Source organism: Streptomyces sp. TLI_185, assembly GCF_003814765.1.
Classification (GTDB): Bacteria; Actinomycetota; Actinomycetes; order Streptomycetales; family Streptomycetaceae; genus Streptomyces.
This window is the reverse complement of the sequence record NZ_RKRB01000001.1, coordinates 5,334,074-5,348,684: the sequence shown is the minus strand read 5'-3', so window position 1 is coordinate 5,348,684 and position 14,611 is coordinate 5,334,074. Positions and strand designations below refer to the sequence as shown.

13 protein-coding genes are annotated in these 14,611 nt (G+C 70.1%); 6 read left to right on the top strand and 7 right to left on the bottom strand.

Annotated features, from left to right (window positions below):
• Positions 1–241: 241 nt before the first annotated feature.
• Together EDD92_RS24620 and aspS are read right to left on the bottom strand one after the other, a co-directional pair.
• The gene (locus EDD92_RS24620; protein ID WP_123966299.1) at positions 242–640 is read right to left on the bottom strand and encodes a hypothetical protein; all 399 of its coding nucleotides are present in this window, start codon (positions 638–640) and stop codon (positions 242–244) included.
• A gap of 437 nt (positions 641–1,077) precedes the next feature.
• Positions 1,078–2,841: an aspartate--tRNA ligase gene (gene aspS, locus EDD92_RS24610; protein ID WP_123966298.1), complete on the bottom strand. Its 1,764-nt coding sequence runs from the start codon at positions 2,839–2,841 to the stop codon at positions 1,078–1,080.
• 157 nt (positions 2,842–2,998) lie between these two features.
• Here aspS and EDD92_RS24605 point away from each other — a divergent pair, with 157 nt between their 5' ends.
• The gene (locus tag EDD92_RS24605) at positions 2,999–5,158 is read left to right on the top strand and encodes a SpoIIE family protein phosphatase (RefSeq protein ID WP_123966297.1); all 2,160 of its coding nucleotides are present in this window, start codon (positions 2,999–3,001) and stop codon (positions 5,156–5,158) included.
• Here the strand turns inward: EDD92_RS24605 and EDD92_RS24600 are convergent.
• From EDD92_RS24600 to EDD92_RS24590, 3 genes are all read right to left on the bottom strand, one after another.
• Positions 5,131–6,177: an AI-2E family transporter gene (locus EDD92_RS24600; RefSeq protein ID WP_123966296.1), complete on the bottom strand. Its 1,047-nt coding sequence runs from the start codon at positions 6,175–6,177 to the stop codon at positions 5,131–5,133. The two genes, EDD92_RS24605 and EDD92_RS24600, sit on opposite strands and share 28 nt — an antisense overlap.
• Before the next feature lie 88 nt (positions 6,178–6,265).
• Positions 6,266–7,237, bottom strand: a complete 972-nt coding sequence (locus EDD92_RS24595) for a pirin family protein (RefSeq protein WP_030939171.1) — start codon at positions 7,235–7,237, stop codon at positions 6,266–6,268.
• Positions 7,238–7,342: 105 nt separating this feature from the next.
• Positions 7,343–7,810 carry an SseB family protein gene (locus EDD92_RS24590; RefSeq protein ID WP_030939169.1) on the bottom strand — a complete coding sequence of 156 codons (468 nt, stop codon included), beginning with the start codon at positions 7,808–7,810 and terminating at the stop codon, positions 7,343–7,345.
• A 149-nt stretch (positions 7,811–7,959) separates the two neighbouring features.
• Between EDD92_RS24590 and EDD92_RS24585 the strand changes: the two genes are divergently transcribed.
• From EDD92_RS24585 to EDD92_RS24575, 3 genes are all read left to right on the top strand, one after another.
• Entirely contained in the window at positions 7,960–9,786 is a 1,827-nt protein-coding gene (locus EDD92_RS24585; RefSeq protein WP_123966295.1) for an acyl-CoA dehydrogenase, read from the top strand.
• Between the two features lie 99 nt (positions 9,787–9,885).
• Positions 9,886–11,184 (top strand): M18 family aminopeptidase, encoded by a 1,299-nt coding sequence (locus EDD92_RS24580; protein WP_123966294.1) that lies wholly within the window; start codon positions 9,886–9,888, stop codon positions 11,182–11,184.
• Positions 11,185–11,322: 138 nt separating this feature from the next.
• Positions 11,323–11,577, top strand: coding sequence for a DUF6458 family protein (locus tag EDD92_RS24575; RefSeq protein WP_123966293.1), 255 nt, complete (start codon positions 11,323–11,325; stop codon positions 11,575–11,577).
• A 79-nt stretch (positions 11,578–11,656) separates the two neighbouring features.
• Here the strand turns inward: EDD92_RS24575 and EDD92_RS24570 are convergent, their stop codons facing one another.
• Both EDD92_RS24570 and EDD92_RS24565 read right to left on the bottom strand, forming a co-directional pair.
• Entirely contained in the window at positions 11,657–12,517 is an 861-nt protein-coding gene (locus EDD92_RS24570) for a calcium-binding protein (protein ID WP_123966292.1), read from the bottom strand.
• A 146-nt stretch (positions 12,518–12,663) separates the two neighbouring features.
• Positions 12,664–13,056, bottom strand: a complete 393-nt coding sequence (locus tag EDD92_RS24565) for a cupin domain-containing protein (RefSeq protein ID WP_123966291.1) — start codon at positions 13,054–13,056, stop codon at positions 12,664–12,666.
• A 53-nt stretch (positions 13,057–13,109) separates the two neighbouring features.
• Between EDD92_RS24565 and EDD92_RS24560 the strand changes: the two genes are divergently transcribed.
• Together EDD92_RS24560 and EDD92_RS24555 are read left to right on the top strand one after the other, a co-directional pair.
• On the top strand, positions 13,110–14,111 hold the full coding sequence (locus tag EDD92_RS24560; RefSeq protein WP_123966290.1) for a GlxA family transcriptional regulator: 1,002 nt from the start codon (positions 13,110–13,112) through the stop codon (positions 14,109–14,111).
• Positions 14,108–14,602, top strand: coding sequence for an LURP-one-related/scramblase family protein (locus tag EDD92_RS24555; RefSeq protein WP_123966289.1), 495 nt, complete (start codon positions 14,108–14,110; stop codon positions 14,600–14,602). The genes EDD92_RS24560 and EDD92_RS24555 overlap by 4 nt, the downstream gene beginning before the upstream one ends.
• The last annotated feature ends 9 nt before the right edge of the window (positions 14,603–14,611 follow it).

Sequence of the window (14,611 nt, the reverse complement as noted above, 5' to 3'; positions counted from 1 at the left end):
CCGCCCGTGCCGACCTGCTACGACGCCCATGGTCAGGTGGGCGCGCACCCCCTCGGCGGTGTTCTTCGACGCGCTCGCCGACGCCTCCGTGGCCAGCTCGTCCGCGGAGGTGGCCAGGGCAGGCCGCCGCCGATGCCCACAGCCGCCACCGCGCCCGAGCCCCCGCCCGCGACGAGGACCTTGCGGCGCGTCAGGCCCTTCTTTCGTTTCCGCTCTTGGGCCGTCTGTTGTCCCGTCACGGTCAGCGAAGCAGCGGTACCGGATCAAGGACGCCGGAAGTCTGGCCCGTCGCGAGCCCCAGTGCCTCGCGGGCCGCCTCGACGTGTCGCAGCCCCTGCTGTGCCGTCCGCGTCACCCGCTCGTACTCCGCCGCCGTGCGGGCCTCGGCCAGCAGGGAGCGGGCGGCGCGATGGCACTCCGCGGCGTCGGTCAGCGCCCGCCCCGCCGTCTTCCCGTTGCTCGCCCAGTTGCTTGCGCCGGGCGGCATCAGGCTGCCGCCGAGCCGGATCAGCCAGCGGTTGGCCTCGGCCTCCGCGTCCAGCTCCGTCGGGCCCGGTGACGCCTGCGTCCGACGCAGTGCGACGACCGCGCCCACCGTCCCGGCGATCAACAGCGCGGAGAGCGCGATCGCGTACCCCATGGCTTCCTCCTCGGCCCGCCGGGCCGAAGCAGCCCGCACCTGCGATGTCACTCCCTATGACACGACAGGCTTCTGTGCTCCTCCCTCGGGATTCCTGTGGGCCTCCGGTGAGGTTCCCAAGCCCGTGCCCAAGGCCTGCGCACCGCGGATGAACCGCGCCCCCACCACCGCGAGCAGCGAGGCCGCGGACAGGGTGTAGAGGCTGCCGGTGGTGCTGCCCGGCGTGTCCTTCAGGTGGCCGACGGCGGCCACATCTGCCACACGCGCAGATACCGCTTGTCATCGGTCGGCGCCTGGTGGCCGCCGCCCCGGCCGCCGCTGCACATCGCCTCGTACACGGTCACACCACCGGCCGGGAGGACCGTGCGGCGGGCAGTGCGCAGACGAAAGGGCTCGAAACCAACGCCGGTTTCGAGCCCTTCGTATGCGCCTGTGGCCTACTTCGGCTGCGGCTTGCGCACCGTCAGGTGCAGCTCCTTCAGCCGCGCCTCCTCCAGCTCCGTCGGCGCGCCCATCATCAGGTCCTGGGCGTTGCCGTTGAGCGGGAAGGCGATGGTCTCGCGGATGTTGGGCTCGTCCGCGAGGAGCATGACGATGCGGTCGACGCCGGGGGCGATGCCGCCGTGCGGCGGGGCGCCGAAGCGGAAGGCGCGCAGCATGCCGGCGAACTTCTCCTCGACGGTGTCACGGTCGTAGCCCGCGATCTCGAAGGCCTTCAGCATGATCTCGGGCTCGTGGTTCCGGATCGCGCCGGAGGACAGCTCCACGCCGTTGCAGACGATGTCGTACTGCCAGCCGAGGATGTCCAGCGGGTCCTGGGTCTCCAGGGCCTCCAGGCCGCCCTGCGGCATCGAGAAGGGGTTGTGCGAGAAGTCGATCGTGCCGGTCTCCTCGTCCTTCTCGTACATCGGGAAGTCGACGATCCAGCAGAACCGGAAGACGCCCTCCTCGAAGTGCCCGGCACGCTTGGCGGCCTCGACGCGGACCGCGCCCATGATCTTCGAGACCTCGTCGAACTCGCCCGCGCCGAAGAACACGGCGTGACCGGCGGCCAGCGACAGCCGCTTGGTCAGCTCGGCGACGTTCTCCTCGGTGAGGAACTTCGCGATCGGGCCGGACAGCGAACCGTCCTCGGCCACCCGCACCCAGGCCAGGCCCTTCGCGCCCTGCGAGACCGCGAAGTCACCGAGCTGGTCGAAGAACTTCCGCGGCTGCGCGGAGACGTCCGGCACCGGCAGCGCACGCACGTGCTTGCCCGCGAAGGCCTTGAACTCCGAGCCCTCGAAGATGTCGGTGATGTCGACGAGCTCCAGCTGGGCCCGCAGGTCCGGCTTGTCGGAGCCGTACTTCAGCATCGCCTCGCGGAAGGGGATCCGCGGGAACGGCGAGGTGACATGGCGGCCGCCGCCGAACTCCTCGAACAGCTCGGTCATGAGCTGCTCGATCGGGCGGAAGACGTCCTCCTGCTCGACGAAGCTCATCTCGACGTCGAGCTGGTAGAACTCGCCCGGCGAACGGTCGGCGCGCGCGTCCTCGTCACGGAAGCAGGGCGCGATCTGGAAGTAGCGGTCGAAGCCGGAGATCATCAGCAGCTGCTTGAACTGCTGCGGGGCCTGCGGCAGGGCGTAGAACTTGCCCGGGTTGAGGCGGGAGGGGACCACGAAGTCGCGGGCGCCCTCGGGGGAGGTCGCCGACAGGATCGGGGTCGCCATCTCGTTGAAGCCCAGCGCCGTCATCTTGTGCCGGATGGCAGAGATGACCGCCGTACGCAGCATGATGTTCTTGTGCATGCGCTCGCGGCGCAGGTCGAGGAACCGGTACTCCAGGCGCCGCTCCTCGTTGACCCCGTCCTCGGTGTTGATCGTGAACGGGAGCGGGGCCGCCGCGCCGAGCAGCTCGACCTCGCCGACCTCGACCTCGATCTCACCGGTCGGCAGGTCCGCGTTGACGTTCTCGGTGCCCCGGGAGACGACCTTGCCGTCGACGCGGACCGTCGACTCCTTGGTCAGCTTGTCGAGGGCCTCGTAGGCCGGGGTGCCCGGACGGGCGACGAGCTGCGTGATGCCGTAGTGATCGCGCAGATCGATGAAGAGGATGCCGCCCAGGTCGCGCCGATTGTGCAGCCAGCCACTCAGCCGGACGTCGGTGCCGACGTCAGAGGAGCGGAGCTCGCCGCAGGTGTGGGACCTGTACCGATGCATCGTCGTTCATCCAGTCTTCGCGGATCGGGGTCTGTGTCACTCAGGGTGTTTCACGTGAAACAACCCCCAGCGTACCGGGCACCCCAAGATCGGCTCCCCACCATTAAGAGTGGGCAATCGGTGGCACTCCTCGATCACCTCTCCATAAAGTGGGGCAATGCGCACTGGTGAGCCTCTGCCCGCCGTGGGGGAGGTTCTCGCCGCCCTCGCGACCGGCCTGTGGCACTGGGACACCGCCACCGAACTCGTCACGGTCGACGCCGAGGCGGCTCGGCTGCTGGGGCTGCCCGCCGAGCAGACCACCCTCACGGAGGCCAAGGCCCGGGCCCGGCTCCATCCGGTCGACTGGAACGAGATCATCGCCGTCGTCGGGCTCGCCGTCACCGAGGGCACACTGGCCGAGGTGCGGATCCGGATCATGGACGAGCACGGCCGGGTGATCCGTGTCGTCCGTTCCCGCTCCAAGCCGTCCTTCGACCCCGAGAAGAAGTCCTTCCAGCTGATCGGCACCCTTCAGGAGGTCACCGAGCCGACCCCGGGCACGCCGGCCGGACGCAGCGCCGTCACCGGCGACTGGCGGCGCTCCAGGGAGGCGTTCCTGCTGGACGCGGGCCGGGCGCTGGCCGAGGCGCGGTCCACGGAGGAGGTGCTGCGGGTCGCGGCGGGCCTGTCGATGCCGGGGTTCACCCCGGACGGGCTCGCGGTGTTCGGCGTGCAGGGCGACCGGCTGACGATCATCGGCCATCACGGGCACCAGCCCGGCGACGACGGCCCCTTCTCGCACATGGCCCTGGACACGGACTACCCCGCCGCCGAGGTGGTCCGCACCGGCCGCGCCGTCTATATCTCCACCCCCGAGCAGTACAAGGCGCGCTACCCGGCCGCCTGGCCGCTCGCCGCGTCCTTCAACCGCCAATCCTGGGCGTTTCTGCCGCTGACCGTGGCCGGCCGCACGATGGGCGCCTGGATGGCGGCCTTCGCCTACCCGGTCACGTTCAACCCCGACGAGCGGTCGGTGCTGACGACGGTGGCCCGCATGCTCGCCCAGGCCCTGTCCCGGGCCGGGACCGCCGAGACCGAGCGGGCGCTGACCGACGGCCTGCAGCGCTCGATGCTGCCGACCCTCGGCCCGCAGATACCGGGCATGAGCGTCGCCGCCCGCTACGTCCCCACCGGCGGCGGCCTCCAGGTCGGCGGCGACTGGTACGACATGATCCCGCTGCCTGGGGGTCCCCCCTCGGGGGGAGGCCGGATCGCCCTGGTCATCGGCGACGTCCAGGGCCATGACGTGCGGGCGGCCGGCCTGATGGGCCAGCTCCGTATCGCCCTGCGCGCGTACGCCTCCGAGGGCCACCGCCCCGACGCGGTGCTCTCCCGTGCCTCCCGCTTCCTGCACGGCCTGTCCGACGGCGCCACCCGGCCCGGCACCCCCGAGGAGGACGCCCTCGCGGACCTGCGCTTCGCGACCTGTCTGTACGTCGAGGCCGACCCGGCGACCGGCACCCTCGACATCGCGCGCGCCGGGCACCCGGACCCGGCGATCCGGATGGCCGACGGCACGGTGCTGGCCCGTCCGACGGCGGGCGGTCTGCCGCTCGGCATCGACCCGGACGCCGACTACCCGACCACCCGGATCACCCTCGAACCCGGCGAGACCATGCTGATCTGCACCGACGGTCTGATCGAGACCGGCGGGCACGACCTGGAGAGCGGCTGGCAGCGGATCCGCGCGATCCTCGAGGACCACAAGGGCGACCTGGAGGAACTGGCCGACGCACTGGTCCAGGGGGTCCACGGCCCCTCCTCCCACCACACCACCGGCCCCCTTGCAGACCGGCGCGAGGACGACATAGCCGTACTGCTGCTGTCCCGGCCGGAGGAGGGCTGCGGAGAGACGATGGTGGTGCGGCCGACCGTGCGCCGCACCATGCTGTCCGTCGCGCAGGCCGAACCGGAGCGGGTGGCGGTGGCCCGTCAGCACCTGCGCGAGCTGCTGCACGACTGGCCCTCGCCGGACCAGGTCGACTCGGCGGTGCTGCTGGTCTCCGAGATGCTCACCAACGTCCTCGTGCACACCGACGCCGACGCGCTGCTGCTGGCGGAGGTGCGGGGCGAGTCCGGCAGCCGCCGGATGCGCATCGGGGTCACGGACACCAGCGACGCCCTCCCGCACAAGCGGCGCCCCGGCGAACTGGCTTCCTCCGGGCGCGGGTTGATGCTCATCGAGCTGCTCGCGGACGCGTGGGGGGTGGACCCGCAGGGCGAGGGCAAGAGCATCTGGTTCGAGCTCTACGAGTCCGACGGCTCGGGTACCTGATACCGCGCCCGCAGTTCGTGTACGACGCCGAAGACGGCGGCGGTGAGCGGCACGGCGAGCAGCATGCCGAGAACGCCGGCGACGGAGGCCCCCGCGGTGATGGCCACCATCACCACCGCCGGGTGCATCTGCACGGTCCGGCTCTGGATCATCGGCGTGAGCACATGGCCCTCCAGCACTTGCACGGCGAGGACGATCCCGAGGACCCACAGCGCGATCACGAACCCCCGGTCGGCGAGCGCGACCAGCACGGCGACGGCACCGGAGATGAAGGCGCCGAGGTAGGGGATGAAGGCCCCGACGAAGACGAGCGCGCCGAGCCCGACGGCACCGGGCACGTCCAGCACCAGCAGCCCCAGGGTGATGCAGACGGCGTCGATGAGCGCGATGAAGCTGGTGCCGCGCATGAATCCCTCGACGGCCTCGTAGGCCCGGCGGGCCATGGCCTCGAGCGTGTCGCCGTTCTTCCCCGGGGCCATGCCCCTGATCAGGTCGGCGGCCTTGTGGGAATCCCGCAGGAAGAAGAAGACGAGGAACAGCGCCAGGACGGCCATGGCGATGGCCTCGCCGACCACGCTGACCCCGCTGATGACATTGGAGGCGGCCGTGCCCCCGAACTTGGTGAGGAGATCCTTGGCATTCGTGGCGAGGTCGTCCAGGGAGGTCCCCGCGGCCCCGAAATGATCGGCGACGCCCTGAGCCGCGTCCTTCAGCGAGGCGACGATCTGGTCACCGGTGTCGATGAGCGCGGCGACGACGATGTACACGGCCCCGCCGACCACGGCCACGACCGCGACACAGGTGAGCCCGGCGGCGACGGACCGGTTGACCTTCGCCTTGACGAGCCGCCGGTGCAGGGGCCCCAGCAGGGCGGTCCCGAGCAGGGCGAGCAGTACGGGGACCACGGCGGTCCGCAAGGCCGAGCACAGCAGGATCCCGACGTAGAGCACCCCGGCTGCCAGCAGGATGACGGCGCACCAGGCAGCGAGCCGCCGGACGGGATCGGGAAGAAGCTGCACCCGCCCAGCGGATCACGGGCGTCGACGCCCTGTCCTGCGCGGACGACCCACCCGGGTGAGATCCCGGGCGGGTCGTCCGCACGCAGTCCTACAGGCCGCCCTCGGTCATCCCGTGCACGGCCGGCACGGTCCCCAGCCGGCCCTTCTGGAAGTCCTCGAAGGCCTGCTGGAGTTCCTCACGGGTGTTCATGACGAAGGGGCCGTAGTGGGCCATGGGCTCACGTATCGGCTGCCCGCCCAGCAGCACGACCTCCAGGTCGGGGGTGTGCGAGTCCTGCTTCTCGTCCGCGCGGACCGTCAGCGCGGAGCCCGCACCGAACACGGCGGTCTGGCCCATCTCGACCGGCCGGCGCTCGGCTCCGACCGCGCCGCGGCCGGCGAGGACGTAGGCGAGGCCGTTGAAGTCCTCGCGCCACGGCAGGGTGAGCTCCGCACCCGGCGCCAGCGTCGCGTGGATCATCGTGATCGGCGTGTGCGTGATGCCGGGGCCCTGGTGGCCGTCGAGCTCACCGGCGATGACCCGCAGCAGCGCGCCGCCGTCCGGGGTCGTCAGCAGCTGAACGTTTCCGCCGCGGATGTCCTGGTAGCGCGGGGCCATCATCTTGTCCCTGGCCGGGAGGTTCACCCACAGCTGCAGCCCGTGGAAGAGGCCGCCGGACATGACGAGGGACTCCGGCGGGGCCTCGATGTGCAGCAGGCCCGAGCCCGCGGTCATCCACTGGGTGTCACCGTTGGTGATGGTGCCGCCACCGCCGTTGGAGTCCTGGTGGTCGAAGATCCCGTCGATGATGTACGTGACGGTCTCGAAGCCGCGGTGCGGGTGCCAGGGGGTGCCCTTGGGCTCGCCCGGCGCGTACTCCACCTCGCCCATCTGGTCCATCATGATGAACGGGTCGAGGTACTTGTAGTTGATCCCGGCGAACGCCCGGCGCACCGGGAAGCCCTCGCCCTCGAAACCGCTCGGCGCGGTCGTGACAGCGAGCACGGGACGTGCCACGGCGTCGGCCGGAGCGGCCACACGGGGCAGGCTGAGCGGGTTCTCGACGGTCACTGCAGGCATGTCGGTACCTCCTTGTGCGGCCAGTTTAGTTGAGCATTGAACTTTCTGCCACCCGTAACAGAGAAAGCCCGGAGGGCATTCCCTCCGGGCTCCGGCTGGCAGGTGTCAGCCGTACATTCTGCGCATCGCGAACTCGACCATCTGCTCCACGGCCTTCGCGTCGAAGACCATGCGGTGCTCGCCCTCCATGTCGAGGACGAAGCCGTAGCCGGTGGGGAGCAGATCGATGACCTCCGCCCCCGTGATCACGAAGTACTTGGACTCCTTGCCCGCATACCGGCGCAGCTCCTTGAGCGAGGTGAACATGGGGATCACCGGCTGCTGGGTGTTGTGCAGGGCGAGGAAACCGGGGTTGTCGCCGCGCGGGCAGTAGACCTTCGAGGTCGCGAAGACCTGCTGGAAGTCCTCCGCGGACAGCTGGCCGGTCGTGAAGGCCCGTACCGCGTCCGCGAGGGACGGCGGGGACGGCTCGGGATACAGCGGCTGCTGCTGCCCGTAACCGCCGGGGCCCTGCTGCGGCTGGGCGTACTGCTGCTGAGCACCCGCACCCACGTTCTGGTCGTAGCCGTACATGAGCGCAAGAGTACTGAGTCACAGATGACCCATTCGGGGTTGCTTCTTATTACCGACGGGTAGCATCATCGTAGCTACTTGTTGGTACGTGAACTAGCGCGAGGAGCTACACCCGGTGCCTCGCCGATTTCTCTAACGGAGCCGTCGCCATGGGGCACTACAAGTCGAATCTGCGCGACATCGAGTTCAACCTCTTCGAAGTCCTCGGTCGGGACAAGCTGTACGGCACCGGCCCGTTCGAGGAGATGGACGTCGACACCGCCAAGAGCATCCTCGAGGAGCTGACCCGCCTCGCGGAGAACGAGCTGGCGGAGTCCTTCGCGGACGCAGACCGCAACCCGCCGGTCTTCGACCCGGAGACGAACACCGCCCCGGTCCCGGCGTCCTTCAAGAAGAGCTACAAGGCCTTCATGGACTCGGAGTACTGGCGCCTGGGCCTGCCCGAGGAGATCGGCGGCACCACCGCCCCGCGCTCCCTGATCTGGTCGTACGCGGAGCTGCTGCTCGGCTCGAACCCGGCCGTGTGGATGTACGCCTCCGGCCCGGCGTTCGCCGGCATCCTCTTCGACGAGGGCAACGAGGTCCAGAAGCACATAGCGAAGATCGCCGTGGAGAAGACCTGGGGCTCCACCATGGTGCTCACCGAGCCCGACGCGGGTTCGGACGTCGGCGCCGGCCGCACCAAGGCGATCCAGCAGGAGGACGGCTCCTGGCACATCGAGGGCGTGAAGCGCTTCATCACCTCCGGTGAGCACGACATGGAGGAGAACATCCTCCACTACGTCCTCGCCCGCCCCGAGGGCGCCGGACCCGGCACCAAGGGCCTGTCCCTCTTCCTCGTCCCGAAGTACCTCTTCGACTTCGAGACCGGCGAGCTGGGCGAGCGCAACGGCGTGTACGCGACGAACGTCGAGCACAAGATGGGCCTGAAGGCCTCCAACACCTGCGAGATGACCTTCGGCGACCAGCACCCCGCCAAGGGCTGGCTGATCGGCGACAAGCACGACGGCATCCGCCAGATGTTCCGCATCATCGAGTTCGCCCGCATGATGGTCGGCACGAAGGCGATCTCCACGCTGTCCACCGGCTACCTCAACGCCCTTGAGTACGCCAAGGAGCGCGTCCAGGGTCCCGACCTGGCGAACTTCATGGACAAGACCGCGCCCAAGGTCACCATCACGCACCACCCGGACGTCCGCCGCTCGCTGATGACGCAGAAGGCGTACGCGGAGGGCATGCGCGCCCTGGTGCTCTACACGGCCTCCCTCCAGGACGAGATCCAGGTCAAGGAGGCGGCGGGCGAGGACACCAAGGCCCTGGAGGCCCTGAACGACCTGCTCCTGCCGATCGTCAAGGGCTACGGCTCCGAGAAGGGCTACGAGCAGCTCGCCCAGTCGCTGCAGACCTTCGGCGGCTCCGGCTTCCTGCAGGAGTACCCGATCGAGCAGTACATCCGCGACGCCAAGATCGACACCCTGTACGAGGGCACCACCGCGATCCAGGGCCAGGACTACTTCTTCCGGAAGATCGTCCGCAACCAGGGCGCGGCGCTGAACTCCCTCGCCGAGGACATCAAGAAGTTCCTGGCGCTCGGCGAGGGCGGCGAGGAGCTGGCCGGCGCCCGCGAGCACCTCGCGAAGGCCGCCGTCGAGCTGGAGGCCATCGTCGGCCTGATGCTGACCGACCTCGCGGCCACCGAGCAGGACGTCAAGAACATCTACAAGGTGGGCCTGAACACCACCCGCCTGCTGCTGGCCTCCGGTGACGTGGTCGTCGGATACCTGCTGCTCAAGGGTGCCGCGATCGCCGCCGAGAAGCTTCCGACGGCCTCCGCCAAGGACAAGGCGTTCTACACGGGCAAGATCGCGGCGGCGAAGTTCTTCGCGGCCAACGTCCTGCCGGGGGTCACCGGCGCCCGCAAGCTCGCCGAGAACGTCGAGCTGGACCTGATGGAGCTGGACGAGGCGGCGTTCTAACCTCTCCGGTTCTGGGTAGCCAGAATTCCACATCGCCCTCACGAGGGCCCGCTCCCCATCACGAGGAGCGGGCCCTCGTACGTCGTTAAGGTGAACCCCATGAGCGAACCCCCCCGCTTCGACCGCGGCCACACCGACGACCTCATGTCCTTCCTGACGGCCAGCCCGTCGCCGTACCACGCGGTGGCGAGCGCCGCCGAGCGGCTGGAGAAGGCAGGGTTCAGGCAGGTCGCGGAGACGGACGCCTGGGACGGGACAACCGGCGGCAGGTATGTGCTGCGCGGCGGCGCGATCGTGGCCTGGTACGTCCCCGAGGGCGCGGCGCCCCACACGCCGTTCCGTATCGTCGGCGCACACACCGACTCCCCGAACCTGCGGGTCAAGCCGCTGCCCGACACCGGGGCGCACGGCTGGCGCCAGGTGGCGGTGGAGATCTACGGCGGGCCCCTGCTCAACTCCTGGCTCGACCGCGACCTGGGCCTGGCCGGCCGGCTGACCCTGCGGGACGGCTCGACGCGGCTGGTGAACGTCGACCGGCCGCTCCTGAGGGTCCCCCAACTCGCCATCCACCTGGACCGTTCGGTGTCCGCGGAGGGCCTCAAGCTCGACAAGCAGCGCCATCTGACGCCCATCTGGGGTCTGGGCAGCGATGTGCGCGACGGGGACCTGATCGCCTTCCTGGAGGAGAGTGCGGGGCTGCCGGCGGGCGAGGTCACCGGCTGGGACCTGATGACGCACTCCGTGGAGCCGTCGGCCTACCTGGGCCGCGACAAGGAGCTGCTCGCGGGACCGCGCATGGACAACCTGCTGTCCGTGCACGCGGCGGTGGCCGCGCTGACGGCGGTGTCCTCCGGCGGTGCGGACCTGCCGTACATCCCCGTGCTGGCCGCCTTCGACCACGAGGAGAACGGCTCGCAGTCGGACACGGGCGCGGACGGGCCGCTGCTCGGCAGCGTGCTGGAGCGTTCGGTGTTCGCGCGCGGGGGCTCGTTCGAGGACCGGGCGAGAGCCTTCGCGGGCACGGTGTGCCTGTCGTCGGACACCGGTCACGCGGTCCACCCCAACTACGCGGAGCGGCACGACCCGACGCACCACCCCCGGGTCAACGGCGGCCCCATCCTCAAGGTCAACGTCAACAACCGCTACGCCACGGACGGTTCGGGCCGCGCGGTCTTCGCCGCCGCCTGCGAGAAGGCGAACGTCCCCTTCCAGTCCTTCGTCTCCAACAACTCCATGCCCTGCGGCACGACGATCGGCCCGATCACCGCGGCCCGGCACGGCATCAAGACCGTCGACATCGGCGTCGCGATCCTGTCGATGCACAGCGCCCGCGAGCTGTGCGGCGCGGACGACCCGTATCTGCTGGCCAACGCCCTGGTGGCGTTCTTGGAGGGGTGACCGGAGGGCCGCGTCGACGTGACGTGAAGCGGGTCGCCGCGACGTGAGGGACGGCCTCCGCATGGGCAACGGGCCTGCGGGTACCCGGAGTCGGCCGGAACACCGGCAGCTCCGGACCGCACAGGGAGGCGACAACTCATGGGCCTCGGCGGATGCATCATCCTCATCGCCGTGGGAGCCATCCTCACGTTCGCGACCGACTGGCACATGCAGGGGGTCAACCTCGACCTGGTCGGCATCATCCTCATGATCGTCGGACTGATCGGCGTCAGCACCTTCAGCAGCATCGCCCGCCGCCGCCGTGTGGTGGTGCCACCCACCACGCCCGTCATCGACGAGGAGGGGACCCACCACCACCGGCGCGACGGCTACAGCGACGGTTACGGCGTCTGACCGTCCATGCCCGCAAGGACCGACGGAAGGCGGTCCGTCCCCTCCACCGCGAGGCGGACGGACACGTCCCCGTCGGCCGTCAGCCCTGGCGGATCACATCCGTACCGGGGCCGCCGGAGAGCGTGTCGCTGCCCGGCCCGCCGTACAGCCTGTCGTTCCCGCTGTTGCCGTACATCTTGTCGTTGCCGCTGTTGCCGTACAGGACGTCGTTGCCCTTGCCGCCGTACAGGGTGTCGGCGCCGGCTCCGCCGGTGATCGTGTCATTGCCGTCGTCGCCGGACAGGTACTGGGCCCCGTTGCCGCCGTGCAGCGTGTCGTCGCCCTTGCCGCCCTGCACGATGTTGTCGCCGCCGCTCGCGGTGATGGTGTCGTTGCCGTCGCCGCCCCAGGCGAGGCCCTCCGCGCCCACGGTGACGGTGTCGTTGCCCGCGTCGCCCGAGACGTAGGCGCCGTCGAGGCGGCCGGAGTCGGTCGCCCTGTCGTTGCCGGCGCCCAGCGAGATCTCCGCGTACGTGTAGATCTGGTCGGTGGCGTTGGCGTACGCGAGCGTGTCGCCCCGGTCGCCGAGATCGATGACCAGCCCCGGGTACGGGTCCTGGCTGTCCACGAACGTGACCGTGCAGGAGACCTTCGTGTGGTCCGCGGCCGAGGGGTACGCGCAGTCGTGGCCCGCGCTGACCGGGACCACGTCGTCGATGACGTAGGTGATGCCCGTGCGGTCCGCGGTGAGCGAGGCGGTGACGGCGGCCTTGTTGGTCTGGCCGGGGGAGGCCTTGTAGGTGAGCTGCCAGTCGGACTGGTTGACCGCGGCGGTGGCCTGCGTCGTCGCGGCGGAGGCGGTGCCGGCCGGCGTGAGCGGTACGGCCAGGGCCGCGCCGAAGGCCAGCGTCACCGCCGGGACGGCACGTGTCAGGCGGCGGCGGACGGTACGAGCGTGCATGGGAAACCTCCGGGAGGAACGTGCGCAGCGGTGCGACTTACGCAACGTCCGACTCGGGGCCCCTCACGTTGGTTGGTCAACTTCCGTACGGGCACGGGAAGTTCAACTCCGGGACACCCGTTGGCCCGGTCGATTACGGGCTCCGGTCAGCTCAGGGCGTGGCCGGTCGTCGCGTCCACATGCGCGGGGACCTCGTCGTGCCGGTCGCCCACCGAGAGAGTGCCGGTGGGTTCGAGGACCAGGATCTCGGCGGGCACGCGCGCGTGCGGCTTGTGTTCGGTGCCGCGCGGGACGGTGAAGACCGAGCCCTTGGGGAGCGTCACCGTGCGCTCGCCGGCCGGCTCGCGCAGGGAGATGCGGAGTTCGCCCTCCAGGACCAGGAAGAACTCGTCGGTGTGGTCGTGGACGTGCCACACGTGTTCGCCCTCGACCTTCGCCACGCGCACGTCGTAGTCGTTGACGGTCGTGACGATGCGCGGGCTCCACTGCTCGGTGAAGGAGGCGAGGGCCTGGTCCAGGGAGATGGGTTCGCTGCTCATGCACGTCATCGTCGGCGGTGGCCCGACGGTTGCACGAGTGCTAGAAATCGCATATGCCGCAAGGATCCTCGCACCGCCGTCCCCACCGGGTCGCCGTGATCGTCGACGCGGGTACCAACCCCTTCGAAGTCGGCGTCGCCACCGAGCTCTTCGGGCTTCCGCGGCCCGAACTCGGGCTCCCCGGCCCGCTCTACGAGGTGACGCTGTGCACGCCCACCCCCGAGGTGCGCATGAACCACGGCTTCTTCACGCTGACCGGGGTGCCCGGCCTGGACGCCGTGGACGACGCGGACACTCTCGTCGTGCCCGGCCGCCCCGACAACGTCGTACCGCGGGGTGCCGCCGTACTCGACGCGATCCGCCGCACGCACGCGCGTGGCGCCCGCATCATGAGCCTGTGCACCGGCAGCTTCGCGCTCGCCGAGGCCGGGCTCCTGGACGGCCGCAGGGCCACCACGCACTGGATGTGGGCCGACGTCTTCCGGAAGCTGCACCCGCAGGTCCGCCTGGAGCCGGACGTCCTCTTCGTCGACGAGGGCGGAATCCTGACCGCGGCCGGCAGCGCGGCCGCGCTCGACCTCGGCCTGCACGTCGTCCGCAGGGACCACGGCGCCGAGATCGCCAACGCCGTGTCACGGCGGCTGGTGTTCGCCGCCCACCGGGACGGCGGACAGCGGCAGTTCGTGGAGCGGCCGGTGCCCAAGGTGCCCGACGAGTCGCTCGGCCCGCTGCTGGCGTGGGCACAGGAGCGGCTGGGGGAGCCGCTGACGGTGGCGGACCTGGCGGCCCGCGCGGCCGTCTCCCCCGCCACGCTCCACCGCCGCTTCCGGGCCGAACTCGGTACGACGCCGCTGGCGTGGCTCACGGGGGAGCGGGTGGCGCTCGCCTGCCGCCTGATCGAGCGGGGGGAGGAGCGGCTGGACGTGGTGGCCGCCAGGAGCGGCCTCGGGACCGCGGCCAACCTGCGCGCGCTCGTGCGGCGCGAGACGGGACTCAGCCCGTCGGCCTACCGGCGGCGTTTCGGACCGGCCGCCGGGGAAGCGGTGACGGTATGAGATTCCTCGTACGCGACCGGCTCCTCGGCATCGGTGACGACTACTGGATCGAGGACGAGCACGGCAACAAGGTGTTCCTCGTCGACGGCAAGGCCATGCGCCTCAGGGACACCTTCGAGCTGAAGGACACCCAGGGGCGCGTCCTGATCGACATCCACCAGAAGATGTTCGCCCTGCGCGACACCATGGTGATCGAACGGGACGGCGAAGCCCTGGCCCGCATCAAACGCAAACGCCTGTCCCTGCTGCGCCACCACTACCGCGTCTCCATGGTCGACGGCACGGAACTGGACGTCAGCGGCAAGATCCTCGACCGCGAGTTCGCCGTCGAGTACGACGGTGAACTCCTCGCCGTGATCTCCCGCCGCTGGCTGCACATCCGGGAGACCTACGGCGTCGACGTCGTACGGGAGGACGCGGATCCCGCACTGCTCGTCGCGGTGACGGTGTGCGTGATCCACCTGGCGGAGAAGGAACGGGAGGACGACTGAACCCCCGCA